The following is a 25441-nucleotide window of genomic DNA, read 5'->3' as shown; positions in this document are numbered from 1 at the left end:
CGGGGCGGGGGCCCGGCTGCCCGGGGCCGGCCGTCGCGCAGCCCGGGTTCAGCCCTCCGTGGCCGCCGCGCCGAGCCGCCGCAGCGCCTCCGGGGCCTCCTCCACCGAGTCCACCAGGGCGATCCGGGAGGCCATGGAACGCTCCTCCGCCAGCGCCTGGAGCAGCGGCCAGGTGGGGAAGCGGCGCGTCCAGTGGTCCCGGTCGACCAGCACCATCGGTGTCGGCTCGCCCCGCGACTCGTAGTAGTTCGGCGTGGCGTTGTCGAAGATCTCCTGCACGGTGCCCGCCGCGCCCGGCAGGAAGACGACGCCCGCGGTGCACCGGGCCAGCAGCCCGTCCTCCCGGGTCGCGTTGGAGAAGTACTTGGCGAGGTCCGAGGCGAACGCGTTCGGCGGCTCGTGACCGTAGAACCAGGTCGGCACCCCCACCGACGGTCCGCCGCCCGGCCACCGCCCGCGCACCTCGAACGCCGCCTGCGCCCAGTCGCCCACCGAGGGCGTGAACGAGGGGGTCTTGCCGAGCAGTTCGAGCGCCTCGTCCAGCATGGCGTCGGTGAAGCGGACGGCGTACGCGCCGAGGTTCGCGGCCTCCATGGCGCCCGGGCCGCCCCCGGTGGCGACGGTGAAACCGGCGTCGGCGAGCGCGCGGCCCAGCCGGGCGGCGCCCGCGAAGGCCTCCGTGCCGCGCGCCATGGCGTGCCCGCCCATGACCCCGACCACCCGCCGCCCGGAGAGGAGTTCGTCGAGCGCGTCGGAGACCGCGTCGTCGTGGACGGCCCGCAGCATCGAGCCCATGATGTCGCCGTCGGCCCGGGTCTGTTGGAACCAGGCGTACGCGCGGGCGTCCGGGGTGGCCGCGTACCCCGCGCCGTCCAGGCCCCGGAAGAGCTCGTCGGGGGTGTAGAGCGTGCCCCGGTACGGATCGAACGGCAGCTCCGGCACCGGCGGGAAGACCATCGCGCCCTCCGCCCGGACCTTGGCCGCGGCCTCCTCCGCCATCGCGCAGCCGAGGAACACCGCCCCGGCGCTCCGGGTGGCGAGGAGCCGTTCCGTACGGCCCGTCAGGTCGACGGACTGGATGCGGTGGCCGCGCAGCGAACCGGCCGCCACCACCTCGTCGAACTCGGCCAGGGATTCGATCTCACGGTCGTCGGCGCGGCCTGCGGCGGCTGATATCGGATGCACGCCGGTCATCGTAGGGGAGCGGGGTCAGCGGGTGAGGGGCAGTGCGGCGAGCTCGGCGACGAGCCAGGTGAGCGGGGCCAGCACGGCCACCGTCACCGCGCCGCGCAGCGCCGCCGCCCGGCGCAGCGTGCCCGCCGGGACGCCGAGCCGCCGCAGCGCCCCGGTGGTGTCGGTACGGGCGCCCTTGGTCTCCAGGGCCGCGGTCAGCACGGTCGCCGTGACGCAGGCCAGCACGAGCGCCGCGCCCATCCCGGTGAGCGGGCCGAACGGCCGCCCGCCGGGGCCGTCCGGCGCCGAGCCGTACAGCCGGGTCGCGGCGAGCGCGGCCGCGACGACCGCGCAGAGCACCCCGAGGGGACGCCCGATGCGCTGCGCCTCCTCCTGGAGGACCCGCCCGGACAGCAGCCGCAGCGCGCCCGGCCGGCCCGCCGCCAGCAGCCGTCCGCACAGGTGGGTGATGCCGGGGCAGGCGAGCACCAGGCCGGTCGCGATGAGGACCCAGCCGCCGACGGCGCCCGGCGGGATGGCGTCCAGCCGGCCCGGGAGCGGGAGGAGTTCGTCGGCGGCCGGCGGGGCGCCGGCGGCGTACGACACCAGGGCCAGGCCCGCCGCGGTGAGCGCGATCCCCCAGGGCAGTCCGCCGAACAGGGTGGCCCGGGCGTTCGCGTGCTCACTGGCGGCGGCCGGCTGCTGCGGGTCGGGTGCCGCGCCGGGCCGCTGCTTCCGCGGGCGCAGCGAGAGGGCCCCGGCCGCGGCTGACAGCACCGGCACCACGAACAGCAGGGTCAGGACGGCCGCGAACGGCGCGGGCTTCCCCGCGCCGAGCAGCTCGGCCGGCCCGCCCGGGAACGGGGCGCGCCCCAGGTCGCCGCGGAGCAGCAGGAACGCCAGCAGTGCGAGGACGCTGCCGAGCGTGCAGGACACGGCGGTGGAGACGGCGCCGAGCAGCGCCAGCCGGACCGGGCCGAGCCCGGCCGAGGACAGCCCCGGCAGCGGTCGCGCCCCGGGGTCCGTCCGGGCCACCGCGACCGCGAACTGCACCGTCGCGGCCAGCGGGACCGCGCACCAGAGCAGCCGGACCGCGGCGTCGGCGCCCCGGTCCGGGTGCCCCAGGGCGTAGCCGAGGGTGGCCAGCAGCAGGAACCCGACGCCCGCGGACGCCGCCGCGACCAGCAGCCGGCGCAGCAGGACCAGCGGGTGGGTGCCCCGGGCTAGACGGAGAGCGAGCACGCGGCCGCCCTGCCCTCCGCGTCGGGAGCCGGAATGCCGCCGGCCCGCCGGCCGTCCAGCAGCGCGACCGTGCGGTCGGCGAGCGAGGCGACCTCCGGGTCGTGGGTGGCCAGCACCACGGTGATCTCGTGGGAGCGCGCCGCGGTGGTGAGGGTGCGCAGCACATGGGAGCGGTCGGCCCGGTGCAGCGGGGCGGAGGGCTCGTCGGCGAACAGCACCGACGGCTCGGAGGCGAGGGCGCGGGCGATGGCGATCCGCTGTCGCTGCGCCTGGAGGAGCTTGGCGGGCCGCCTCCGGGCGCAGTCGCCGACGTCGAGCCGCTCCAGCCACTCCAGGGCGGCCCGCTTCGCGGCGCGGTGCCCGGTGCCGCGCAGCAGCAGCGGCAGCGCCGCGTTCTCCCAGCCGGTCAGTTCGGGCACCAGGTGGGGCTCGGTGTCGATCCAGCCGAAGCGCTCCCGGCGCAGCCGCTCCCGGCCCATCCGGCCCAGGGTGTGCACCGGGGCGCTGTTGAACCACACCTCGCCGCTCTGCGGGGCGAGCTGACCGGCCAGACAGCGCAGCAGGGTCGTCTTCCCGCTGCCGCGCGGCCCGGTGACGGCCAGGATCTCTCCCGCGCGGACCTCGACGGAGACACCGGCGAGCGCGGGGGAGCCGCGGTGCGCGTAGTGCAGGGAGCGTGCCCAGAGCACGTCGTTGTCCGGCGGGGCCTCCATGGCGAACACCTCGGCTTACCTGTGACAGTCCGTTTCCCCTGGCCGGGTGAACGAACCTGAGCCCATACGGTCACTCGCACCGTAAGGAGTCCGGTGTGGGGGCGGCGACTCGTGGAGTCCGGGCGTGTGCCAGGTTCCTCCGAACGGCTCATATGACCGGCGGGCGTCCGGCGCTGCCGGTAGGGGGGGCGTTCGACGGGCCCGTCAGGGCTCCTCCGGCGGACCTGTCAGGGCTGCTCCGACGCTCCTCCGGCGGGGCCCCGTCAGGGCTTCTCGCGCTCCCCGTGCTCCTCGGGGGCGAGGTGCGTCGGGGCGAACATCCGCAGCACCGCGGGGAGCACCACGACCGACGGACCCGGCTCCCGCAGGGCCGCCGCCAGGTCCTCGGCGAGCCGGTCCGGCGCGGTGCGGACGGCCGGGACGCCGAAGGACTCGGCCAGTGCCACGAAGTCGGGCCGGGCCAGCTCGGTGCCGGTGGTCTCGCCGAAGGCGCCGGTCATGTACTCGCGGAGGATGCCGTAGCCGCCGTCGTCGACGATCAGCCAGGTCACCGGCAGCCCGTACTGCCGGGCGGTGGCCAGTTCGGCGATCGAGTACATCGCGCCGCCGTCGCCGGAGACGGCGAGGACCGGTCGCGTGCGGTCCGCCGCGGCGGCGCCGAGCGCGGCCGGGAAGCCGTAGCCGAGGCCGCCCGCCCCCTGGGCGGAGTGCAGGGCGCCCGCGCGCGGGTCGAAGGCGGACCAGGCCCAGTACGCCAGGATGGTCATGTCCCAGAACGACGGGGAGTCCTCCGGCAGGGCCTCCCGGACGGCGGCCAGCACCTGCTGTTCCAGACCGAGTTCCTGCGCGTCGATCCGGTCCCGGACGCGGGCCAGCAGGGCGGCGGCGGTCCGCGCCCCGTTGCCCCGGGGCCGCGGCGCGACCCGCGCCACGAGGGCGTCCAGCGCGAGCCGGGCGTCGGCGTGCACACCGAGGGCGGGGAGGTTGGCCTCGAGCTTGCCGAGGTCGGCCTCGATCTGCACGACCCGGCCGCGGGGCCGGAACGTGTGGTAGTTCGAGGAGAGTTCACCGAGCCCCGAGCCGATGACGAGGAGCACATCGGCGTCCTCCAGGAGCTCGGTGGTGTACCGGTCCTCCAGCCAGGACTGCAGGGACAGCGGGTGCTCCCAGGGGAAGGCGCCCTTGCCGCCGAAGGTGGTGGCCACCGGCGCGTCCAGCGCCTCCGCCAGGGCGCGGAGTTCGTCCTGCGCCCCGGTGCGCACCACTCCGCCGCCCGCCAGGATCACCGGGCGGGCCGCCCCGTCCAGCAGCCGCGCCGCCTCGGCGACGAGCTCCGGCCGGGGTTCCAGCGGCGCCGGAACGGCCCGCAGCGAGACCACCGGGGGCACCTCGACCGGCGCCAGCAGGACGTCCTGCGGGATCTCCACCCACACCGGTCCGCACGGCGCGGCCAGCGCGGACTCCCAGGCGGCGCCGAGCGCCGACGGGATCTGCGAGGCGGTGCGCACGGTGTGCACGGACTTCACCACATCGCGGAACGAGGCCTTCTGGTCGACGAGTTCATGGAGGAAGCCCCGCCGCCCGCCGCCCAGCCCCGCGACCGGCACCTGGCTGCTGATCCCCAGCACCGGGGCGGACGCCGCGGCCGACTCCTGGAGGGCGGCGAGCGTCATCAGCGCCCCCGGCCCCGTCGAGACGAGCAGCGGCGCCACCCCGGAGGTGACCCGGGCGAAGGCGTCGGCGGCGAATCCCGCGTTGTTCTCCACCCGCAGCCCGACGTAGTCGAGCGAGGAGCGCCGCAGGGCGTCGAAGGTCCCCAGGGCGTGCTGCCCCGGGAGGCCGAAGACGGTGGTCGCGCCGAGCGCGGTGAGGGATTCGACGACGAGGTCGCCGCCGTGGCGCGGCTGCGCGCTGCCCATCGGGTGAGCCTTCCTGTGGGGCGCCGCCCGTCCGGGGGGCGGCGGTCGGCTGTTCATGGTGCCGTGCGGGCCGGGGGCCGCCGCACGGCGGGGAGCCGGAGCCCGGTGCCGGAACCCCCGGCGCCGGGACCGGTCTCCGGCCCCGGCACGAGGTGGCCGGGCCTGTGCCCGGCACCGGGGTCAGGCCCCGGTCACCGCCGGCTCGGGCACGGCCTCACCGGCGAGCCGCCTGCGCCAGGCGTCGAGCACGGCGGCGTCGGTCGGCTTCGTGGCCAGGCTGACCGCGACATAGGCGACGAGCGAGGCCAGCAGCCCGTAGTAGATGGGCTCGTTGGCCAGAATGCCCTTCGCCGTCATCAGGGCGAGGACGGTCAGGCCGCCCGTACCGACCGCGGCGAGCGCGCCCGTGCCGGTGCCGCGCTTCCAGACCAGCCCGCCGAGGATCGGGACCAGCAGCCCGCCGACGAGGAGGTTGTACGCCACGGTCAGCGCCTCCACGACGTTGTTGAGCAGGATCGCGATGACGATCACCGCGGCGCCCATCAGCACGATGAAGACCCGGTTGCCCTTCACCTCGTCGTGCCGTTCCCCGTCCCCGGACGGGGAGACGGTGCCGCGCAGCCGCTGCCAGATGTCCTGGTCGGCCACGGTCGCGCAGGCGATGAGCGCGCCCGAGGACGTCGACATGACCGCCGACAGCGCGGCCGCCAGGACCAGCCCCTTGACGCCGATGGGCAGGGCGTCCTTGACGATGGTGGCGAAGGCGTCGTCGGCGCTGCCGAGCTTCGGGTACAGGACCTTGGCGGCCGTGCCGATGACGGCCCCGGCGACGGCGTAGGCCAGGCAGTACACGCCCGCGGCGGTGCCGCCGAGCCGGGCGACCCGGTCGTTGCGCGCGGTGAACACCCGCTGCCAGATGTCCTGGCCGATCAGCATGCCGAAGGAGTAGATCAGCACATAGGTGAAGACGGTCTGCGCGCCGATGCTCATCGGCGAGAAGTAGCCGTCGGGCAGTTCGCTGCGCAGGGCGCCGAACCCGCCCGCCTTCACCACCGCGATCGGGAGCAGCAGGAGCAGTACCCCGATCGTCTTCACGACGAACTGCACCATGTCCGTCAGGGTGATCGACCACATCCCGCCCAGCGTCGAATAGCAGACGACGATCGTGCCGCCCAGGACGATCGCCACCCAGCGGTCGAGCCCGAAGATCACATCGAAGATGGTGGCGTAGGCGATGGTGGAGGTGACGGCGAGCATCAGGGTGTACGCCCACATCACGATCCCGGAGACGAGTCCGGAGGATCCGCCGTAGCGCAGGTCCAGCATCTGGCTGACGGTGTAGACCCGCAGCCGGGAGATGCGGGCGGCGAACAGGACGCTCAGCGCGAGCAGTCCGAAGCCGATGCTGAACACCAGCCAGGCGCCGGAGAGCCCGTACCGGTAGCCGAGGCCGACGCCGCCGATGGTGGACGCGCCGCCGAGGACGATCGCCGCCATGGTGCCGGAGTACATCGCCGGGCCCAGCCGCCGCCCGGCGACCAGGAAGTCGCTGGTGGACCTGGTGCGGCGCATGCCCCACCAGCCCATCCCGAGCATGCCCGCGAGATAGAGGACGATCACCGCGTAGTCGACAGCCATGGCGCTCCTGACATCCGTGGGTTCCGGGGGGAAGGGGGCCGGTCCTGCGGAGTGACCCTAGGTGTCGCGCCGGGGGCCGAGAAGTGTACGTTTCCTCCACCTCGAAGCCCTCGGGGTGTACGGACCATCCAGGGGAGTCGGCGATGGCCGAGCTGCTGCCGCCCACCGTCCCCGTCCCGCTCGCGGTGCTGCTGGACCGGCCCGGCCTGGGCCTGCGCCAGGTCGCGGGGCCGCGCGGGGACACGGCCGTGCACGCCGTGCACACCAGCGAGATGGAAGACCCCGTTCCGTATCTGCTCGGCGGGGAGATGCTGCTCAGCGCCGGGGTCCACTGCCCGCCCGCCGGGAGCACCGGCCCCTACTGGGACCGCTATGTGGCCCGCACGGTGCAGGCGGGCGCCGCGGCGCTCGGCTTCGGCATCGCGCCCGTTCACGACACCGTGCCGGAGGCGCTGGCCGAGGCCTGCGACCGGCACGGGCTGCCGCTGGTCGAAGTCGACCGGGAGACCACGTTCACCGCGGTCGCCCGCGCCATGTGGCAGGCCGCCGCCGAGCGGCGCCACAGCGAGCTGCGCCGGATGACCGAGGCCCAGCAGGCACTCGCCGGTGCGGCCGCCCGGCCGCACCCGGCACCGGCCGTGCTGCGCCAGCTCGCCCAGCACCTCGGCGGCTGGGCGGTGCTCCTCGGCCCCGACGGAACGGAGCTCTCCGCGGCCGGCACCCGCCCGGAACCGGACGCCCGCGCGTCGCTGGCCTCGCTGGCGGCCCGGCTGCGCAGCGGTCCGTCCTCGGCGGCGGGCACCGCGGCCGGCCTCCAGCTGAGCGTCTACGGGCTGCCCGGCCCCGAACCGGCGGGCGGGCGCCTGGCCCTGGGGGTGTGCGCGGCCCGCCGGGACCCGGTCGACCGGGCGATCGCCGGGGTGGCCGTCGTACTGCTCTCGCTGCTGACCGGGGCGCGCACCGGCGGTGCCCGGGCCGGACGTACCGCGGCACTGGTCCGGCTGATGCTCGGCGCCGACCCCGCCGAGGTGGCCCCGCTGCTCCGGGACCCGGGCCCGGGCACCCGGTGGGACGCGGGTGGGGCCGGCGGAGGTACGGATACTCTGCCGCCGGACCGCGCCGGGCGCGAGGGCGCCGGACGGCAACCGGATCCGGCCCGGTCGGCCGCGGACGCGTCACCTGCCGTGTCACCCGCCGCGTCACCCGCCGGGGCAGCGGCCGAGGAGCGGTGGACGGTGGTGCGCGGCCGGCGGCGCGCCCGGTCGCGCGCCGGGGAGCCGCTCTGGGCGGAGGAACTCGCCGCCGGACTGGGCACCGCGCTGATCGACCTCGACGGGGACACCCTGCGCGCCCTGGTGCCGGGCGCCGCACCGGTGGCGGCCCAGGCCGGGTGGACGCTGGGGACGAGCGCACCGGTACCGGCCGGGGAGCTGGCGCGGGCGGATATCGAGGCGGCGCGAGCACTGCGGCGTGCGCTGGCGGAGCGCGCCCCGGTCGTCCGGCAGCGCGCCGAGGCAGGTGACGGTGTGGGCGCGCTGGTGGCCCCGGAGGAGGCGCGCGCCCTGTCCCGCACCCGGCTCGGCCCGCTGGACGGCGCACCGGCGCTGACCGAGACGCTCCGGGTCTGGCTGTCGCTGCACGGCAGTTGGGACCGCACGGCCGTCGCCCTGGAGATCCACCGCAACACCGTCCGCCAGCGCATCGCGCGAGCCGCGGAGCTGCTGGGCACCGACCTGGGGGACCCGGACGTCCGGATGGAGCTGTGGTTCGCCCTGAAGTGGTCCGGATCCGGTGACGGGGCATAGCTGACGCGGCCCGTCACCGGTGTCCGTGACGGCGTCCGTTCGGTGGGCCGGGCCGGTGATCACGAGTGCGTTCGGGCGGGCCGGGCCGGTGACCACGTCTCCGGACGCGGCGGCACGGGCGCGTACCGACGGAGCGGGCGCCACGGGCGCGGTACCGACGCAGCGCGACGGCCCCCGAACAGGGCTCCGCCCCTTCCCCCGTGGAGGGATGGGCCACGGGAGAAGGGGCGGAGCGGGACGCGCAGGGCGGCGCGTCGGATCGTGGGCGGGCCCGCGCGGCGTGCCCGGTCCTCAGATCTTGGTCCAGGCCTCCGTGAGCACCTGGCGGATGATCTGCTCGATCTCCTCGAAGGTCGAGGTGTCCGAGATCAGCGGCGGGGAGAGCTGGATGACCGGGTCGCCGCGGTCGTCGGCCCGGCAGTACAGGCCGTACTCGAAGAGCTTCTTCGACACGAAGCCGTAGAGGACGCGCTCGGACTCCTCGGCGCTGAAGGACTCCTTGGTGGCCTTGTCCTTGACCAGCTCGATGCCGTAGAAGAAGCCGTTGCCGCGGACGTCGCCGACGATCGGCAGGTCGTGCAGCTTCTGCAGGGTCGACAGGAAGGCCGACTCGTTCGCCAGCACGTGCTGCGGCAGGCCCTCGCGCTCGAACAGGTCGAGGTTGGCCAGCGCCACCGCGGAGGACACCGGGTGGCCGCCGAAGGTGTAGCCGTGCAGGAAGGTGTTGTCGCCCTTGTAGAACGGCTCGGCGATCCGGTCGGAGACGATCGCGGCGCCGATCGGGGAGTAGCCGGAGGTCATGCCCTTGGCGCAGGTGATGATGTCCGGTACGTAGCCGAACTTGTCACAGGCGAAGATCGTGCCGAGCCGGCCGAAGGCGCAGATGACCTCGTCGGACACGAGCAGCACGTCGTACCGGTCGCAGATCTCGCGGACCCGCTGGAAGTACCCGGGCGGCGGCGGGAAGCAGCCGCCGGCGTTCTGCACCGGCTCCAGGAAGACCGCGGCGACGGTCTCCGGGCCCTCGAAGAGGATCTGCTGCTCGATCTGGTCGGCGGCCCAGCGGCCGAACGCCTCCGGGTCGTCGCCGTGGATCGGCGCCCGGTAGATGTTGGTGTTCGGCACCTTGTGCGCGCCGGGCACCAGCGGCTCGAAGGGCGCCTTCAGGGCCGGCAGCCCGGTGATGGACAGCGCGCCCTGCGGGGTGCCGTGGTAGGCCACCGCACGGGATATCACCTTGTACTTGGTGTGGTTCCCGGTGAGCTTGTGGTACTGCTTCGCCAGCTTCCACGCGGTCTCGACGGCCTCGCCGCCGCCGGTGGTGAAGAAGACCTTGTTGAGGTCGCCCGGGGCGTAGTTCGCCAGCCGCTCGGCCAGCTCGACGGCCTTCGGGTGGGCGTAGGACCACACCGGGAAGAAGGCGAGCTCCGCGGCCTGCTTGGCGGCGACCTCGGCCAGCTCCTGACGGCCGTGGCCGGCCTGCACCACGAACAGGCCCGCGAGCCCGTCGAGGTACTTCTTGCCCTTGTCGTCGTAGATGTAGGTGCCCTCGCCGCGCACGATGGTCGGCACGGGGGCGTTCTCGTACGACGACATGCGGGTGAAATGCATCCACAGGTGGTCGTACGCCGTCTTGGAGAGGTCGGCGCTCATGGCTATCGGGTTCCCCAGGTGTAGGTCTGCTTCTTGAGCTTGAGGTAGACGAAGCTCTCGGTGGAGCGCACGCCGGGCAGGGTGCGGATGCGCTTGTTGATCATTTCCAGAAGGTGGTCGTCGTCCTCGCAGACGACTTCCACGATGAGGTCGAACGAGCCCGCGGTCACCACCACGTACTCGACCTCGTCCATCTCGGTCAGGGCGTCGGCGACCGGGTCGAGGTCCCCCTCGACGTTGATGCCCACCATCGCCTGCCGCCGGAAACCCACGGTGAGCGGGTCGGTGACGGCGACGATCTGCATCACGCCCTGGTCGAGCAGCTTCTGTACGCGCTGCCGCACGGCGGCCTCGGAGAGGCCGACGGCCTTGCCGATCGCCGCGTACGGCCGGCGTCCGTCCTCCTGGAGCTGTTCGATGATCGCCAGGGAGACGGCGTCGACCGGCGTGCCGCCGTTGCTGCCCTTGGTGTCGCGAGTACGAGTGGCCACGGCAACACTGTGCATGAGGACTCGACTGTCTGGCAACCCTCGACCGATGAAATTCGTTGTTGCCCACTTCGAAAGGCACTGATTTCGTAGATGCTGGGTGGCGGGTATGTCGAAAGCGTGGCCTCAGTGACTAGGGTGGGGGTTGTCTCACCCATTGGACAATCTCTGACAGGAGGGGTGGCACGTGACCACCGAACTGCGTCGTCTGCGCAACTACATCGACGGGGAGTTCCGGGATGCCGCCGACGGGCGGACCACCGAGGTGGTCAATCCGGCCACCGGCGACGCATATGCAACGGCACCGCTCTCCGGCGCCGCCGACATCGACGCCGCCATGGCCGCCGCCGAGGCCGCCTTCCCGGCCTGGCGGGACCTCGTACCGGGGGAGCGGCAGAAGGCCCTGCTGAAGATCGCCGACGAGATCGAGCGGCGGGCCGAGGAGCTGATCGCCGCCGAGTCGGAGAACACCGGCAAGCCCATCGGACTGACCCGGTCCGAGGAGATCCCGCCCATGGTCGACCAGATCCGCTTCTTCGCGGGTGCGGCACGGCTGCTGGAGGGCCGCTCGGCCGGTGAGTACATGGAGGGCCTGACCTCCATCGTCCGGCGCGAGCCGGTGGGCGTCTGCGCCCAGGTCGCGCCGTGGAACTACCCGATGATGATGGCCGTGTGGAAGTTCGCCCCGGCGCTCGCCGCGGGCAACACGGTCGTGCTCAAGCCGTCCGACACCACCCCGGCGTCGACGGTCCTGCTGGCCGAGATCATCGGCGGCATCGTCCCCAAGGGCGTCTTCAACGTGGTCTGCGGCGACCGGGACACCGGCCGCCTGATGGTCGAGCACCGGACCCCGGCCATGGCCTCCATCACCGGCTCCGTCCGGGCCGGCATGCAGGTCGCCGAGAGCGCCTCCAAGGACCTCAAGCGGGTCCACCTGGAGCTCGGCGGCAAGGCCCCGGTCGTCGTCTTCGAGGACACCGACATCCCCAAGGCCGTCGAGGACATCTCGGTGGCGGGCTTCTTCAACGCCGGCCAGGACTGCACGGCCGCGACCCGGGTGCTCGTCCACGAGTCCATCCACGACGAGTTCGTCGCGGCCCTCACCAAGGCCGCCGAGGACACCAAGACCGGGCAGCCGGACGACGAGGACGTCCTGTTCGGCCCGCTCAACAACGCCAACCAGCTCGCCCAGGTCGTCGGCTTCATCGACCGGCTCCCCTCGCACGCCAAGGTCGAGGCGGGCGGCCACCGGGTGGGCGAGAAGGGCTACTTCTTCGCCCCCACCGTCGTCTCCGGCCTCAAGCAGGACGACGAGATCATCCAGAAGGAGGTCTTCGGGCCGGTCATCACCGTCCAGAAGTTCACCGACGAGGAGCAGGCCACGCAGTGGGCGAACGGCGTCGAGTACGCCCTCGCCTCCTCGGTGTGGACCAAGAACCACGCGCGCGCCATGCGGATGTCGAAGAACCTCGACTTCGGCTGCGTCTGGATCAACACCCACATCCCGCTCGTCGCCGAGATGCCGCACGGCGGCTTCAAGAAGTCCGGCTACGGCAAGGACCTCTCTGCCTACGGCTTCGAGGACTACACCCGCGTCAAGCACGTGATGACGTCCCTGGACGGCTGACGCTCCGTCCGGCGGACGGCCGCACCGGCCACTTCACCGGCGGGGGGCCCCCCCCCCCCCGGGGGGGGGGGCGCCCCCCCCCCGGGGGGGGGGGCCCCCCCCCCCCGGGGGGGGGGGCCCCCCCCCGCCCCGGGGGGGGGCCGGGCCCGCGCGCCCCCCCCCCCCCCCCGCCCGCCCCCCCCCCCGCCGCCGCCCCGCCCCCCCCCCCCCCCCCCCCCCCCCCCCCCGCCCCCCCCCCCCCCCCCGCCCGCGCCCCCCCCCCCCCCGGCGCCGTGACGCGGCGTCCATTGCCCCGCGGGGCGGTGCACCGGCATCCTGCCGGGGTGCCGGAGAACACCGCGGAACGCCCGCTCCACCGCCGCTCCCTGCTGCGCCTCCTCGGAGCCGCGGGCGGAACCGCCGCACTCGCCGGCTGCGGGGTGCCGGCCGCGTACGTCGCTCCCGGGGACCGCGCCGCGCGCGACCGCTCCGCCCGTGACCCGCGGCTCGCCTTCGCCAACTGGCCGCTCTACATCGACACCGACGAGCGTGACGAGCAACGGCGCCCGACGCTCGCGGCCTTCGAGAAGCGGACCGGGATCTCCGTCGCGTACACCGAGGAGATCAACGACAACGACGAGTTCTTCGGGAAGATCGGCCCGGCCCTGATGAACCATCAGGACACCGGGCGGGACCTGATCGTCATCAGCGACTGGATGTGCGGCCGGTTCGTCCGGCTCGGCTGGGTGCAGGAGATGGACCGCTCGCGCCAGCCGAACGTCGCCCGGCACCTCGACCCGCTGCTGCGCAGCCCCGCCTTCGACCGGGGCCGCCGGCACACCGTGCCCTGGCAGTCCGGGATCACCGGCATCGCGTACAACCGGCGCAGGCTGGGCCGGGAGCTGCGCAGCACCGCCGACCTGTGGCACGACGACCTGCGCGGCCGGGTCACCCTGCTCTCCGGCCTCGACGAGGCGTTCGCCCTGCTGATGCAGGGCGACGGCGTCGACGTCACCCGCTGGACGGCGGACGACTTCCACGCCATGACCGACCGGGTGCGGCGGCTCGTCGCGGACCGGCACATCCGCCGCTTCACCGGCAACGACTACATCAAGGACCTGTCCTCCGGCGATGTGCTCGCCGCCCAGGCGTACTCCGGCGACGTCGTCCAACTCCGCAACGACAACCCGGACATCGAGTTCGTGGTGCCGGAGGAGGGCGCCGAGCTCTGGTCGGAGAGCCTGATGATCCCCAACCTCGCCGGGCACAAGCGGAACGCCGAGGCGCTGATCGACTACTACTACGAGCCGGAGGTGGCGGCCGAGCTGGCCGCCTGGGTCAACTACGTCTGCCCGGTCCCGGCCGCGCGCGACGTGCTGGCCGGCGCGAAGGACGAGGAGACGGCCCGGCTGGCCGAGGACCCGCTGATCTTCCCCGACGCCGCCATGCGCAAGCGGCTGGCGATCGCCCGGGACATCACCTCGAAGGAGCGGCCGGAGTTCGCCCGGGAGTGGAACGCGATCGTGGGGCTGTGAGCCAGCCGGGGGAGCGTGGCGGGGGAGCGCGACTGTGAGCCCGGCTCCCCGGCCCCGCTTCAGCACACGTGACCGAGTGCGGTGCGTATCGTTGAACCACGCGGCTGCACGTGTCGACGCGGGCAGCGGGGAGGAGCGGCACGGTGACCGTCGAGCTGACCGACAGGATCGAGATGGCCGACAGTGAAGAGCTGACCTTGGACGAACTGTTCGAGCGGCTGGAGCACATGCCTGTCCCCGAGGGCTACAAGGTCGAGATTGTCGAGGGGACCGTCCACATGTCGCCGCAACGCCGTACGCACTGGAAGATCATCCGTAGGGTCCTCCGGCAGCTGGAGGACCACTTCGGCGGCGATGCGGAGATCGACTCCGATGTGCGGATCGATTTTCCGGGGCGCCTCAACGGCTTCGCCCCCGACCTCGCCAAGGCCGTCGACGGTGCGACGCCGGACGACAAGGGGCGGTTCGCCCCGCGGGACCTCGAATTCGTGCTGGAGGTCATCTCCAGGGGGACCGGCGCCAGCGACTACGGCAGCAAGAAGGCGGTCTACGCGGAGTCGGAGGTGCCCGTCTACCTGATCGCCGACCCCTACCAGCGCAAGTGCCACCTCTTCACGCACCCCAAGGGCGGCGAGTACCGGAGTGAGCTGACGGTCAGCTTCGGTGAGCCGGTCGACCTCACCGGAACCTCGCTCGGGCTGGTGCTCTCCACCGAGGACTTTCCCCGCGACTGAACCGCGACCGAGGCGGTCCGGGCCCGAGTGCCGCGCCCGGCCGGGCACCGCTCGTCCGCAGCACCGCTCGTCCGCAGCACCGCTCGTCCGCAGCACCGCGCCGGGACGCAGCACCGCGCCGGGACGCAGCACCGCGCCGGGACGCGGTGCCGCTCCCGGCCCGGCCGCGTCGCCCCGCGTCGGCCGCCCATGGCCCGGCCGGTCACCTCTCCCGGCGGCCCCCTCGCGGGGGCGCGTCGATCGCCTTCCGCAGGCAGTCGATGCGGTTGGTGGTGATCGAGTCGACGCCCAGCTCCAGCAGCCGCTTCATCGTCCGCCGGGTGTCGGCGGTCCAGGCCGAGACGAGGAACCCGTCGGCGTGGAGCCGGTCCACCAGAGCGGCGTCGAGCAGCCCGAACCGGTAGTTGAGCCAGCGCGGACGCAGCTGAGCCAGCAGCGTCGGCCGCGGCGGGGCGAGGGTCGTCCAGGTGAGGGCGATCTCCGCGCCGGGGTCCCGGTCGCGCACCGCCCGCATCGCCGTGGCACCGCCGCAGTAGTAGACCCGGTCACCGGCGCCGCGGTCGCGGACCTCGGCGACGGCCGCCGGCGCGGCCGAGGCGTCCGGGAGGTCGATCAGCGCCCGGACACCCGGTGTGGCGTGCACCGCCGCCAGGCCCTCGCCCAGTTCGGTGACACCGCCGCCGGTCAGCTCCCGCACCTCCCGCGCGGTGAACTCCGCCAGCGGGCGCTCGTCGCCCCACAGCCGCTCCAGCGTCGCGTCGTGCAGCAGCACGGGCCGGCCGTCCCGGGTGAGCCGTACGTCCATCTCCACCGCGTCCGCGCCCCGGTGCACCGCGGAGCGCAGCGAGGGCAGGGTGTTCTCCCGGACCCGGTACGGGTCGCCGCGGTGGGCGACGGCTACCGCAGCCATGCGTCCGTGTACCCGTCGATCTCGGCGGCGAGCTTGGCCTTGGCCGGCTCGTCGAGGAAGGACGCCTCGACGGCGTTCTTCGCCAGCCCGGCCAGACCCCGCTCGTCGAGTTCCAGCAGCCGGGCCGCCACCTCGTACTCGGTGTTGAGGTCGGTGCCGAACATCGGCGGGTCGTCGCTGTTGATGGTGACCAGCACGCCGGCCCGGGACATCTCCTTGACCGGGTGCCGCTCCAGCTCCTCCACGGCGCGGGTGGCGATGTTGGAGGTCGGGCAGACCTCCAGCGGAATGCGGTGCTCGGCGAGGTGTTCCAGCAGCCGCGGGTCCTTGACCGCGCTGGTCCCGTGCCCGATGCGCTCCGCGCGCAGGTGGTGCAGCGCGTCCCAGATCGTCTCCGGGCCGGTCGTCTCGCCCGCGTGCGGCACGCTGTGCAGCCCGGCCGCTATGGCGCGGTCGAAGTACGGCTTGAACTGCGGCCGGGGCACACCGACTTCGGGTCCGCCGAGGCCGAACGACACCAGGCCGTCCGGCTTCAGGTCCACCGCGATGCGCGCGGTCTCCTCGGCGGACCGCAGCCCCGCCTCGCCGGGGATGTCGAAGCACCAGCGCAGCACCACGCCCAGATCCGCCTCGGCGGCCCGGCGGGCGTCCTCGATGGCCTCGACGAACGCCACATCCGGAATGCCGCGGCTGACCGAGGAGAACGGGGTGACCGTGAGCTCCGCGTAGCGGATGCTCTGCCGGGCCATGTCGCGGGCGACCTCGTAGGTCAGCAGCCGGACGTCCTCGGCGTCGCGGATCAGGTCCACGACCGACAGGTAGACCTCGATGAAGTGGGCGAAGTCCCGGAAGGTGAAGTAGTCGGCGAGCGCCTCCGGGTCGGTGGGGACCTTGGAGTCGGGGTGGCGCGCGGCCAGCTCGGCGACGATGCGCGGGGAGGCGGAGCCGACGTGGTGCACATGGAGCTCCGCCTTGGGCAGCCCGGCGATGAACGTGTGCAGATCGGGCATCGGTCCTCCTGGGACAGCTCGGGTGCCGGGCAGGGATCATCGTAGGCACGGACCCGGCCCGTCCGGCACGGTGCCGGGGCGCCCGGTCCGGCGGGGAGCCCTGATCGGGGGGTGCGCCGCAAGCGCCGGTGCGGCTGCTTCCGCCGGGGCGCCCGGCCGGCCGGGGCGTCGGCCGGGTGCTCCTGGACGGACCGGTACCCGTTCGGTGCGGGTCCGGTACCGGACCGGTTTCCGGTGGAACGGCCGCTTCCGTCCCGGCCGTGTCGGACCCGGCCCGTAGCATGGCGGAGATCCGAAGGGGGAGGGTCATGACCGACAGCGCCGAGGGCCCCGAGCGTCCGCAGCCGCGCGATCCCTGGGCTCCGCCGGAGCCTCCGGCGCCCCAGGGACCTCCGGCCGGGCCCTGGCAGGGCGGGCCGCCCCTGCCGCCCCCACCTCCGGCCGAGGTTCCGGGGCCGCCCCGGGCGTCGGGTGGTCCGCCGGAGGTCGCGCCCGTTCCGCCGCCGCCGATCGCTCCCACCGGTCCCGGCGCGCCCCTCGGCTACGGCCCCGGCCCGTACGGCGCCGATCCCTACGGGACGGGCTACGGAACGGGCCCGTACGGCACCTCTCCCAACGGTGCGGGCGCGTACGGCCCCGGCGGTGTCCCGGGGCAGCCGGGCGTCGGTCCCTACGGCGGGTCCGGCTACGGCCCGGGCGGATCCTACGGCCAGGGCTGGCAGCCCGCCGGGTACGGGAACAGCAACGGCTTCGGAGTCGCCGGGCTGGTGATCGGCATCGTCGGCACGGTCCTCACCGCCTCCATCGCCGGTTTCTTCGTCGGGATCCTGCTCGGCATCCTCGCGATCGTCTTCGGGGCGCTGGGCCGGGGCAAGGCCGCGCGCGGTGAGGCCACCAACGGAGGGCAGGCGCTCGCGGGCGTCATCCTGGGCACCGTCGCGCTGGCCGGCAGCGTCCTGATCATGATCCTGCTGATAGCCGACGCCGCGAACGACGTGGAGCGCCGGGGCGCCCCGGAGGAGAGAACCGCGCGGGCGGCCCCGGCGGTCGGGACGGTCACCGCGGACCGTTGATCCGTCGGCCGGCGATCCGTGGGCCGGCGATCCGGAGGCCGGCGATCCGGAGGCCGGCGATCCGTGGGGCGGACCGCCCCGTGCCGGCGGGGCCGGGGGCCTGACCGCGCGGTTTCCCGCCGGGACCGGCAGGCCCGGGAGTGCGGGCCTGCCGCCCCCATCGGGGCCGCCGTTCGCCGGCCCCGCTCACACCGCGCCCGCTCGCACCGCCCCCGCTCACGCCGCGCCCACTCGCACCGCGCCCGCTCGCACCGCGCCCGCTCGCACCGCGCCCGCTCACGCCGTACCCGCTCCCCCTGCCCGGCGGCCCCGAGGCCCCGAGCCGCCCCGCGCCCGGCACGGACACCCCAGGCACTGGACAGTCCGTCCGCCCAGCACCCGCCCGACCCGACGCAATGACCGAATCCGTCGCGTAACCAAAAGGCAACAACGGAATCCCTTGTTGAAGCCGGGGTGCTCTGTCAGGATCGGCCTTCACGTCGAGCTGGAGCTACGCCGACCGCCATCACGGGGGACGCGGAGGAGAGCGATATGAGCCATCCCTTCCAAGCAGAGAACCGCTTCGCGGACGGGGCGCAGTACATCGCCGGACAGCTCCGGCCCGGAACCTCGGGCCGGGAGCACGCGGTGGTCGACCCGGCCACCGGAGACCCGGTGTTCACGTACGAACTCGCCGGAACCGCCGATGTGGACGCCGCCGTCGAAGCCGCCGCGCAGGCCTTCCCCGGCTGGGCCGGCGCCACCCCGGGCGAGCGCTCCGACGCGATGCACCGCTTCGCCTCCGTACTCGCCGAGCAGGCCGATGCGTTCGCGGACGCCGAGTCGCTCCAGTGCGGCAAGCCCATCAAGCTCTCCGCCGAGTTCGACGTGCCCGGCACGGTCGACAACGCGTCCTTCTTCGCCGGTGCCGCACGCCACTTGGAGGGGAAGTCGGCGGGGGAGTACAGCGGCGACCACACCTCCTACATCCGGCGCGAACCGATCGGCGTCGTCGGCTCGATCGCGCCCTGGAACTACCCGCTTCAGATGGCTGCCTGGAAGGTGCTGCCGGCCATCGCCGCGGGCAACACCATCGTCCTCAAGCCCGCCGAACTCACCCCGTTCACCTCGCTGATGTTCGCCCAGGCGGCCACCGAGGCGGGGATTCCCGACGGTGTCGTCAACATCGTCAGCGGTGCGGGCCGGGACGCGGGCGAGCACCTCGTGGGCCACCCGGACGTCGCCATGACCTCCTTCACCGGGTCCACCGGCGTCGGCAAGCGGGTCGCCGAGATCGCCACCGGCACCGTCAAGCGCCTCCACCTGGAACTGGGCGGCAAGGCCCCGTTCGTGGTCTTCGACGACGCCGACCTGGAGGCCGCCGTGCACGGCGCGGTCGCCGGTGCCCTCATCAACACCGGCCAGGACTGCACCGCCGCCACCCGCGCCTACGTCCAGCGCCCGCTGTACGACGCCTTCGTGGCCGGGGTCGCCGATCTGATGGCGACCGTCCGGCTCGGCGACCCGTTCGACCCGGCCACCGACCTCGGCCCGCTCATCTCGCACACCCAGCGCGACCGCGTCGCCGGGTTCGTGGAGCGCGCCCGGTCCTACGCCACCGTGGTCACCGGCGGCGAGGCGCCGCAGGGCGACCTGGCGAAGGGCGCCTACTACCGGCCCACGCTGGTCACCGGCGCCGCGCAGGACAGCGAGATCGTCCAGTCGGAGATCTTCGGCCCGGTCCTCGTGGTGCTGCCCTTCGACAGCGACGACGAGGGCATCGCCCTCGCCAACGACACCCCCTACGGCCTCGCCGCCTCCGCCTGGAGCCGCGACGTCTACCGCACCGGCCGGGCGACCCGCGAGATCAAGGCCGGCTGCGTCTGGGTCAACGACCACATCCCGATCCTCAGCGAGATGCCGCACGGAGGCTACAAGGCCTCCGGCTTCGGCAAGGACATGTCGGCGTACTCCTTCGAGGAGTACACGCAGGTCAAGCATGTGATGTTCGACAACACCGCGGTGGTCCGGAAGGACTGGCACCGCACCGTCTTCGGGGACCGCTGATACCGAGAGAGACCGGCTGACACACCGGCTGACACCCGTGAAGGGGCACAGCGCATGGAGCAGTACGAGCCAGAGACCCTGTCGGCGGCGCAAATGGCCGCCGTGCGGCGGAGCATGACCGAGGGCCGGATGGCCATGAGTCGCCGGTCGCTGCTGCGCGCGACCGGCGGCGGGGCCCTCGCCCTCGGTGGGCTCGGCGCCCTCACGGGGTGCGGCATCCCGCCCGCCGGGCGGACCGCGGAGACCGGCTCGGCCGACGACCACTCGGACGAGGAGAAGCTGCTCACCTTCTCCAACTGGACCGAGTACATCGACGTCAGCGACGACAACAAGCGCCGCCCCAGCCTGGACGCGTTCAAGCGCCGGACCGGCATCACGGTCAAGTACACCGAGGACATCAACGACAACGTCGAGTTCTTCGGCAAGATCAAGCCGCAGCTCGCAGGCGGCCAGGACACCGGGCGCGACCTGATCTGCGTCACCGACTGGCTCGCCGGCCGCATGATCCGGCTCGGCTGGATGCAGAAGCTCGACCAGACGAATCTGCCCCACGCCTACGCCAACCTGGCCGAGGGCTTCCGCAGCCCCGACTGGGACCCGGTGCGCGCCCACTCCTACGCCTGGACCGGCATCCCCGCCGTCATCGCGTACAACGAGAAGGCCACCGGCGGCCGCAAGGTCACCTCCGTGTCCCAGCTGCTGGAGGACAGCCGCCTCAAGGGCCGGGTCGGCATGCTGACCGAGATGCGCGACACCGTCGGCCTCACCCTCCTCGACATGGGCAAGAAGCCCGAGGACTTCACCGCCGACGACTACGACGCCGCCATCGCCCGCCTCCAGAAGGGCGTCGACCGCAAGCAGATCCGCCGCTTCACCGGCAACGACTACATCGACGACCTCAACAAGGGCGACCTCGCCGCCTGCGTCGCCTGGGCGGGCGACCTGGTCCAGCTCCAGGCCGACAACCCGGCCGTCAAGTTCGCCCTCCCGGACGCCGGCTTCATGATGTCCTCCGACAACCTGCTGATCCCCAACAAGGCCCGGCACAAGCGGAACGCCGAGCGGTTCATCGACTACGCCTACGAGCCGAAGACCGCCGCGAAGATCGCCGCCTACATCAACTACGTGTGCCCGGTCGACGGCGTGCGCGAGGAACTGGCGAAGATCGACAAGAAGCTCGCCGCGAACCCGCTCATCATCCCGGACGAGAAGTTCACCGCGAAGGCGCACACCTTCCGGCTGCTGTCCGGCAAGGAAGAGACGGAGTTCGAGGAGAAGTTCGCCAAGCTCATCGGCGCCTGACCGCCCCGGCCCCCCCCCGCCCGTACGAACACACTGGGATCCGCACCCATGACTGAGACCCCCTCGACCGCCGGCAGCGGCGGAGACGTCCGCCTCACCGGGATCAGCAAGACCTACGGCTCCTTCACCGCCGTGCACCCGCTCGACCTCTCCGTGCCCGCGGGCTCCTTCTTCGCCCTGCTCGGCGCCTCCGGCTGCGGCAAGACCACCACCCTGCGCATGATCGCGGGGCTGGAGGAGCCCACCTCCGGCAGCGTCCTGCTGGACGGCACCGACGTCACCGGCCTCCCGCCGTACAAGCGCCCGGTCAACACCGTCTTCCAGAACTACGCGCTCTTCCCGCACCTCGACATCTACGAGAACGTCGCCTTCGGCCTCCGCCGCCGCGGCATCAAATCCGTGAAGAAGCAGGTCGGCGAGATGCTCGACCTCGTCCAGCTCGGCGACTTCGCCCGCCGCAAGCCGCAGCAGCTCTCCGGCGGCCAGCAGCAGCGCGTCGCCGTGGCCCGCGCGCTGATCAACCACCCCCAGGTGCTGCTCCTCGACGAGCCGCTGGGCGCCCTCGACCTCAAGCTGCGCCGCCAGATGCAGCTGGAGCTCAAGCGCATCCAGACCGAGGTCGGCATCACCTTCGTGCACGTCACCCACGACCAGGAGGAGGCCATGACCATGGCCGACACGGTCGCGGTGATGAACGGCGGCCGGGTCGAGCAGCTCGGCGCCCCCGCCGACCTCTACGAGAACCCGCGCACCACGTTCGTCGCCAACTTCCTCGGCACCTCCAACCTCATCGAGGCCGAGATAGCCGAGTCCTCCGGCGACGACCTGCTGCTGAAGGCCGCCGACAGCAAGCTCCGGCTGCCCGCGGCCCGATGTTCCGCCCCCACCGGCGCCGGCGGGAAACTGCTGGCCGGCGTCCGCCCCGAGAAGGTGTCCCTGGTCCACGCCGACGAGGCCGGGTCCATCGACGACGGGCGCAACCGGCTGACCGGCCGCATCGTGGACGCCAGCTTCATCGGGGTCTCCACCCAGTACCTGATCGACAGCCCGGCCGGCGGCCGCCTCTCGGTCTACGAGCAGAACATCGAACGCGACTCCCGGCTGGTGCCCGGCGCCGAGGTCGTCCTGCACTGGAACCCGGCCCACACCTTCGGCCTCGACGCCTCCCAGTCTGTGCTCGACGGGACGGTCGGCGGCACCGACGAGGAGGCCGCATGAAGGTCTCCGCCGCGCCCGCGGCCGACGTCCCCGAGGCGCCGCCCCTCCCGACGGGCAAGGCCGGCCGGCGCAAGCGCCTCGTCCCGTACTGGCTGCTGCTGCCGGGCCTGGTCTGGCTGGTGGTGTTCTTCGCCGCCCCGATGGTCTACCAGGCCTCCACCTCGGTGCAGACCGGCTCCCTCGAAGAGGGCTTCAAGGTCACCTGGCACTTCGTCACCTACTGGGACGCGCTGAGCGAGTACTACCCGCAGTTCCTGCGCTCGGTGCTCTACTCCGGCACCGCCACCGCGCTCTGCCTGCTGGTCGGCTACCCGCTGGCGTACACCATCGCCTTCCGGGCCGGCCGCTGGCGGAACCTGGTCCTGGTGCTGGTCATCGCGCCGTTCTTCACCAGCTTCCTCATCCGCACGCTGGCCTGGAAGACGATCCTCGCCGACGGCGGCCCCGTGGTCGGCGCGCTCAACACCCTGCACGTCCTCGACGTGACCTCGTGGCTCGGCGTCACCGACGGGCAGCGGGTGCTGGCCACCCCGCTCGCGGTGATCTGCGGACTCACCTACAACTTCCTGCCGTTCATGATCCTGCCGCTCTACTCCTCGCTGGAGCGGATCGACGTCCGGCTGCACGAGGCGGCGGGCGACCTCTACGCCCGGCCCTTCACGGCCTTCCGGAAGGTGACCTTCCCGCTGTCCATGCCGGGCGTGGTCGCCGGAACCCTGCTCACCTTCATCCCCGCGACCGGTGACTACATCAACGCGGAACTGCTCGGCTCCACCGACCAGAAGATGGTCGGCAACGTCATCCAGTCGCAGTTCCTCCGGGTACTCGACTACCCGACGGCCGCCGCGCTGTCCTTCATCCTCATGGCCGCGATCCTGGCCATGGTCACCGTCTACATCCGCAAGTCCGGGACGGAGGACCTCGTCTGATGCGGTGGCTTCGACGCAACCTCGTGGTGCTCGCGGGCGTCCTGACGCTCGCCTATCTGATCGTGCCGAACGTCATCGTCATGATCTTCTCCTTCAACAAGCCCAACGGCCGGTTCAACTACGAGTGGCAGCGGTTCTCCACCGACGCCTGGACCGACCCGTGCGGCGTCGCCGACCTCTGCGGATCGCTCGCCCTGAGCCTCCAGATCGCCCTCTGGGCGACCCTCGGCGCCACCGCCCTCGGCACGATGATCGCCTTCGCGCTCGCCCGCTACCGGTTCCGGGCCCGCGGCGCCGTGAACACCCTGATCTTCCTGCCGATGGCGATGCCCGAGGTGGTCATGGGTGCCTCGCTCGGCACCCTCTTCCTCAACATGGGCGCCCAGTTCGGCTTCTGGACGATCCTCATCGCCCACATCATGTTCTGCCTGAGCTTCGTGGTCACCGCGGTCAAGGCCCGGGTGATGAGCATGGACCCCCGCCTCGAACAGGCCGCCCAGGACCTCTACGCCTCGCCCGTGCAGACCTTCCTGCGGGTGACCCTGCCGATCGCCGCGCCCGGCATCGCCGCCGGCGCGCTGCTCTCCTTCGCGCTCTCCTTCGACGACTTCATCATCACCAACTTCAACGCGGGCTCGACCGTCACCTTCCCCATGTTCGTCTGGGGCTCGGCGCAGCGCGGCACGCCCGTCCAGATCAACGTCATCGGCACGGCGATGTTCGCCGTCGCCGTCCTGTGCGTACTCGCCGGCCAACTGCTGGGAAACCGCCGCAAGAGGAGCTGAGAACCATGGCACGAGCTGCCATGCCGCGCACCGTCCCGACCGCCACGGACCCCGTGGCCGTACGGTCCCTGGCCGACGCCGAGCCGGCCCCGTACTGGCTCGACGACCCCGGCAGGCCCCGGGCCCGCCCCGCCCTCGTCGGCGACGAGCGCTGCGACCTGCTCGTCGTCGGCGGCGGGTACTCGGGCCTGTGGACCGCGCTGCTCGCCAAGGAGCGCGACCCCGGCCGGGACGTGGTGCTCATCGAGGGCCAGGAGGTCGGCTGGGCCGCCTCCGGGCGCAACGGAGGCTTCTGCGCCGCCTCCCTCACCCACGGCTTCGCCAACGGCCTCTCCCGCTGGCCCGGGGAGATCGCCAAACTGGAGGAGCTGGGCAGCCGCAACCTGGACGCGATCGAGTCCGCCGTCGCGCGCTACGGCATCGACTGCGCCTTCGAACGGACCGGCGAGATCGACGTGGCCACCGAGCCGCACCAGGTCGCCGAGTTGCGGGAGGCCTCCGAGGAGGCCGCCCGGATGGGTATCGAGCTGCCCTTCCTGGACCGCGAGGAGGTGCGGAAGGAGGTCGACTCGCCGACCTTCCTGGCCGGCGTCTGGGACCGCACCGGGGTGGCCATGCTCAACCCCGCCCGGCTGGCCTGGGGACTCAAGCAGGCCTGTCTCGACCTGGGCGTACGGATCCACGAGCGGACCCGGGCCACCGAACTCGCCCACCGGGGCGCCGGTGTCGTGGTCCGCACCCCCTACGGCCGGGTCCTCGCCCGGCAGGTCGCGCTCGGCACCAACGCCTTCCCGAACCTGGTGCGCCGGATCCGTCCCTTCGTCGCGCCCGTCTACGACTACGCCCTGATGACCGAACCGCTCACCGAGGAGCAGCTCGCCGCCATCGGCTGGCGGAACCGGCAGGGGCTGAGCGACAGCGCCAACCACTTCCACTACTTCCGGCTGACGGACGACAACCGCATCCTCTGGGGCGGCTACGACGTCATCTACCACTACGGCGGCCGGATCGCCGAGGACTACAACCAGCGCCCGGAGACCTTCGCCAAGCTCGCCGCGCACTTCTTCCGCTGCTTCCCGCAGCTGGAGGGGGTGCGGTTCAGCCACACCTGGGGCGGGGTCATCGACACCTGCTCCCGCTTCTCGCCGTTCTTCGGCACGGCCCACGGCGGCCGGGTCGCCTACGCGCTGGGCTACACCGGTCTCGGGGTGGGCGCGACCCGCTTCGGCGCGGACGTGATGCTCGACCTGCTGGCCGGGGAGCGCACCGAGCGCACCGAGTCCGAGATGGTCCGGACGAAGCCGCTGCCGTTCCCGCCGGAACCGGTGCGCTGGGCGGGCATCGGGATCACCCAGTGGGCGCTGGCCCGTTCCGATGCCAACGGGGGGCGCCGGAACCTCTGGCTGAAGGCGATGGACCGGGTGGGCCTGGGCTTCGACTCCTGATCCGGCGACCGGATCCCCGCGCTCCGCGCGTCCGGGGGTCCGGTCCCGGGGCGCCCGGAGCCGGGGGGCTCCGGGCGCGGGGGGCGGGGCCGGCGGCCCCCCGCCGCCCCCGCCCCCCGGGGCCGCCACCGCGGCCGGCCCGCCCGCGCCGACCGGTCGGCACCCGCTCACAGCGCGGAGGTGGAGTTCACCGAGAGACAGTAGTGGCCGACGTCGG

General features: G+C 73.1%; 20 protein-coding genes. 11 read left to right on the top strand and 9 right to left on the bottom strand.

Annotated elements, in window-relative coordinates:
• Positions 1 to 48: 48 nt before the first annotated feature.
• From ACFYYR_RS12235 to ACFYYR_RS12215, 5 genes are all read right to left on the bottom strand, one after another.
• Entirely contained in the window at positions 49 to 1185 is a 1137-nt protein-coding gene (locus ACFYYR_RS12235) for an LOG family protein (RefSeq protein ID WP_388850534.1), read from the bottom strand.
• Between the two features lie 24 nt (positions 1186 to 1209).
• Positions 1210 to 2415, bottom strand: coding sequence for a hypothetical protein (locus ACFYYR_RS12230; protein ID WP_388850531.1), 1206 nt, complete (start codon positions 2413 to 2415; stop codon positions 1210 to 1212).
• Entirely contained in the window at positions 2397 to 3128 is a 732-nt protein-coding gene (locus tag ACFYYR_RS12225; protein ID WP_388850528.1) for an ABC transporter ATP-binding protein, read from the bottom strand. Before ACFYYR_RS12225 ends, ACFYYR_RS12230 begins: the two co-directional genes overlap by 19 nt.
• Positions 3129 to 3391: 263 nt before the next feature.
• Positions 3392 to 5104, bottom strand: a complete 1713-nt coding sequence (locus tag ACFYYR_RS12220; RefSeq protein WP_388850525.1) for a thiamine pyrophosphate-binding protein — start codon at positions 5102 to 5104, stop codon at positions 3392 to 3394.
• A gap of 123 nt (positions 5105 to 5227) precedes the next feature.
• Positions 5228 to 6685 (bottom strand): sodium:solute symporter, encoded by a 1458-nt coding sequence (locus tag ACFYYR_RS12215; protein ID WP_388850522.1) that lies wholly within the window; start codon positions 6683 to 6685, stop codon positions 5228 to 5230.
• Between the two features lie 143 nt (positions 6686 to 6828).
• Between ACFYYR_RS12215 and ACFYYR_RS12210 the strand changes: the two genes are divergently transcribed.
• Positions 6829 to 8490, top strand: a complete 1662-nt coding sequence (locus ACFYYR_RS12210; protein WP_388850519.1) for a PucR family transcriptional regulator — start codon at positions 6829 to 6831, stop codon at positions 8488 to 8490.
• Positions 8491 to 8781: 291 nt separating this feature from the next.
• Here ACFYYR_RS12210 and ACFYYR_RS12205 read toward each other — a convergent pair whose 3' ends face one another.
• Both ACFYYR_RS12205 and ACFYYR_RS12200 read right to left on the bottom strand, forming a co-directional pair.
• Entirely contained in the window at positions 8782 to 10161 is a 1380-nt protein-coding gene (locus ACFYYR_RS12205) for an aspartate aminotransferase family protein (protein ID WP_388851342.1), read from the bottom strand.
• Positions 10146 to 10649 (bottom strand): Lrp/AsnC family transcriptional regulator, encoded by a 504-nt coding sequence (locus ACFYYR_RS12200; RefSeq protein WP_388851339.1) that lies wholly within the window; start codon positions 10647 to 10649, stop codon positions 10146 to 10148. Before ACFYYR_RS12200 ends, ACFYYR_RS12205 begins: the two co-directional genes overlap by 16 nt.
• A 169-nt stretch (positions 10650 to 10818) precedes the next feature.
• Here ACFYYR_RS12200 and ACFYYR_RS12195 point away from each other — a divergent pair, with 169 nt between their 5' ends.
• The 3 genes from ACFYYR_RS12195 (at position 10819) to ACFYYR_RS12185 (ending at position 14506) form a co-directional block, all read left to right on the top strand.
• Positions 10819 to 12258, top strand: a complete 1440-nt coding sequence (locus tag ACFYYR_RS12195) for a gamma-aminobutyraldehyde dehydrogenase (protein ID WP_388850516.1) — start codon at positions 10819 to 10821, stop codon at positions 12256 to 12258.
• A 323-nt stretch (positions 12259 to 12581) separates the two neighbouring features.
• On the top strand, positions 12582 to 13772 hold the full coding sequence (locus ACFYYR_RS12190; RefSeq protein ID WP_388850513.1) for a spermidine/putrescine ABC transporter substrate-binding protein: 1191 nt from the start codon (positions 12582 to 12584) through the stop codon (positions 13770 to 13772).
• A 143-nt stretch (positions 13773 to 13915) separates the two neighbouring features.
• Positions 13916 to 14506: a Uma2 family endonuclease gene (locus ACFYYR_RS12185; protein ID WP_388850510.1), complete on the top strand. Its 591-nt coding sequence runs from the start codon at positions 13916 to 13918 to the stop codon at positions 14504 to 14506.
• A 202-nt stretch (positions 14507 to 14708) separates the two neighbouring features.
• On the opposite strand, the gene ACFYYR_RS12180 is transcribed toward ACFYYR_RS12185, so the two are convergent.
• Complete coding sequence (locus ACFYYR_RS12180) at positions 14709 to 15416, bottom strand: glycerophosphodiester phosphodiesterase (RefSeq protein WP_388850507.1); 708 nt, start codon at positions 15414 to 15416, stop codon at positions 14709 to 14711.
• Positions 15404 to 16426: an adenosine deaminase gene (locus ACFYYR_RS12175; RefSeq protein WP_388850504.1), complete on the bottom strand. Its 1023-nt coding sequence runs from the start codon at positions 16424 to 16426 to the stop codon at positions 15404 to 15406. The genes ACFYYR_RS12180 and ACFYYR_RS12175 overlap by 13 nt, the downstream gene beginning before the upstream one ends.
• Before the next feature lie 308 nt (positions 16427 to 16734).
• On the opposite strand from ACFYYR_RS12175, the gene ACFYYR_RS12170 reads away from it, so the two are divergent.
• The 7 genes from ACFYYR_RS12170 to ACFYYR_RS12140 all read left to right on the top strand — a co-directional run bounded on the left by ACFYYR_RS12170 (position 16735) and on the right by ACFYYR_RS12140 (position 25224).
• Positions 16735 to 17499 carry a DUF4190 domain-containing protein gene (locus ACFYYR_RS12170; RefSeq protein ID WP_388850497.1) on the top strand — a complete coding sequence of 255 codons (765 nt, stop codon included), beginning with the start codon at positions 16735 to 16737 and terminating at the stop codon, positions 17497 to 17499.
• Positions 17500 to 18030: 531 nt separating this feature from the next.
• Positions 18031 to 19545 (top strand): gamma-aminobutyraldehyde dehydrogenase, encoded by a 1515-nt coding sequence (locus ACFYYR_RS12165; protein ID WP_388850494.1) that lies wholly within the window; start codon positions 18031 to 18033, stop codon positions 19543 to 19545.
• A gap of 54 nt (positions 19546 to 19599) precedes the next feature.
• Positions 19600 to 20847 (top strand): spermidine/putrescine ABC transporter substrate-binding protein, encoded by a 1248-nt coding sequence (locus ACFYYR_RS12160; RefSeq protein ID WP_388850491.1) that lies wholly within the window; start codon positions 19600 to 19602, stop codon positions 20845 to 20847.
• A 48-nt stretch (positions 20848 to 20895) separates the two neighbouring features.
• Positions 20896 to 22065 (top strand): ABC transporter ATP-binding protein, encoded by a 1170-nt coding sequence (locus tag ACFYYR_RS12155; protein ID WP_388850488.1) that lies wholly within the window; start codon positions 20896 to 20898, stop codon positions 22063 to 22065.
• Positions 22062 to 22994, top strand: a complete 933-nt coding sequence (locus ACFYYR_RS12150; RefSeq protein WP_388850485.1) for an ABC transporter permease — start codon at positions 22062 to 22064, stop codon at positions 22992 to 22994. The genes ACFYYR_RS12155 and ACFYYR_RS12150 overlap by 4 nt, the downstream gene beginning before the upstream one ends.
• On the top strand, positions 22994 to 23779 hold the full coding sequence (locus ACFYYR_RS12145; RefSeq protein WP_388850482.1) for an ABC transporter permease: 786 nt from the start codon (positions 22994 to 22996) through the stop codon (positions 23777 to 23779). The genes ACFYYR_RS12150 and ACFYYR_RS12145 overlap by 1 nt, the downstream gene beginning before the upstream one ends.
• A 5-nt stretch (positions 23780 to 23784) precedes the next feature.
• Positions 23785 to 25224 (top strand): NAD(P)/FAD-dependent oxidoreductase, encoded by a 1440-nt coding sequence (locus ACFYYR_RS12140; protein WP_388850479.1) that lies wholly within the window; start codon positions 23785 to 23787, stop codon positions 25222 to 25224.
• Positions 25225 to 25441: the final 217 nt, after the last annotated feature.

The organism is Streptomyces sp. NPDC001922 (assembly GCF_042891165.1).
Taxonomy (GTDB): Bacteria; Actinomycetota; Actinomycetes; order Streptomycetales; family Streptomycetaceae; genus Streptomyces.
Note: the sequence above shows the minus strand (reverse complement) of the source record. Positions and strands in the feature narration are given on the sequence as shown.

Excerpts from the sequence above, each read along its gene's own strand:
- ACFYYR_RS12160 (WP_388850491.1), top strand. The coding sequence starts at position 19,600 with ATGGAGCAGTACGAGCCAGAGACCCTGTCGGCGGCGCAAATGGCCGCC.
- ACFYYR_RS12220 (WP_388850525.1), bottom strand. The coding sequence starts at position 5,104 with ATGAACAGCCGACCGCCGCCCCCCGGACGGGCGGCGCCCCACAGGAAG.
- ACFYYR_RS12170 (WP_388850497.1), top strand. The coding sequence starts at position 16,735 with ATGACCGACAGCGCCGAGGGCCCCGAGCGTCCGCAGCCGCGCGATCCC.
- ACFYYR_RS12140 (WP_388850479.1), top strand. The coding sequence starts at position 23,785 with ATGGCACGAGCTGCCATGCCGCGCACCGTCCCGACCGCCACGGACCCC.
- ACFYYR_RS12165 (WP_388850494.1), top strand. The coding sequence starts at position 18,031 with ATGAGCCATCCCTTCCAAGCAGAGAACCGCTTCGCGGACGGGGCGCAG.
- ACFYYR_RS12180 (WP_388850507.1), bottom strand. The coding sequence starts at position 15,416 with ATGGCTGCGGTAGCCGTCGCCCACCGCGGCGACCCGTACCGGGTCCGG.
- ACFYYR_RS12210 (WP_388850519.1), top strand. The coding sequence starts at position 6,829 with ATGGCCGAGCTGCTGCCGCCCACCGTCCCCGTCCCGCTCGCGGTGCTG.
- ACFYYR_RS12155 (WP_388850488.1), top strand. The coding sequence starts at position 20,896 with ATGACTGAGACCCCCTCGACCGCCGGCAGCGGCGGAGACGTCCGCCTC.
- ACFYYR_RS12215 (WP_388850522.1), bottom strand. The coding sequence starts at position 6,685 with ATGGCTGTCGACTACGCGGTGATCGTCCTCTATCTCGCGGGCATGCTC.
- ACFYYR_RS12175 (WP_388850504.1), bottom strand. The coding sequence starts at position 16,426 with ATGCCCGATCTGCACACGTTCATCGCCGGGCTGCCCAAGGCGGAGCTC.
- ACFYYR_RS12150 (WP_388850485.1), top strand. The coding sequence starts at position 22,062 with ATGAAGGTCTCCGCCGCGCCCGCGGCCGACGTCCCCGAGGCGCCGCCC.
- ACFYYR_RS12225 (WP_388850528.1), bottom strand. The coding sequence starts at position 3,128 with ATGGAGGCCCCGCCGGACAACGACGTGCTCTGGGCACGCTCCCTGCAC.
- ACFYYR_RS12200 (WP_388851339.1), bottom strand. The coding sequence starts at position 10,649 with ATGCACAGTGTTGCCGTGGCCACTCGTACTCGCGACACCAAGGGCAGC.
- ACFYYR_RS12145 (WP_388850482.1), top strand. The coding sequence starts at position 22,994 with ATGCGGTGGCTTCGACGCAACCTCGTGGTGCTCGCGGGCGTCCTGACG.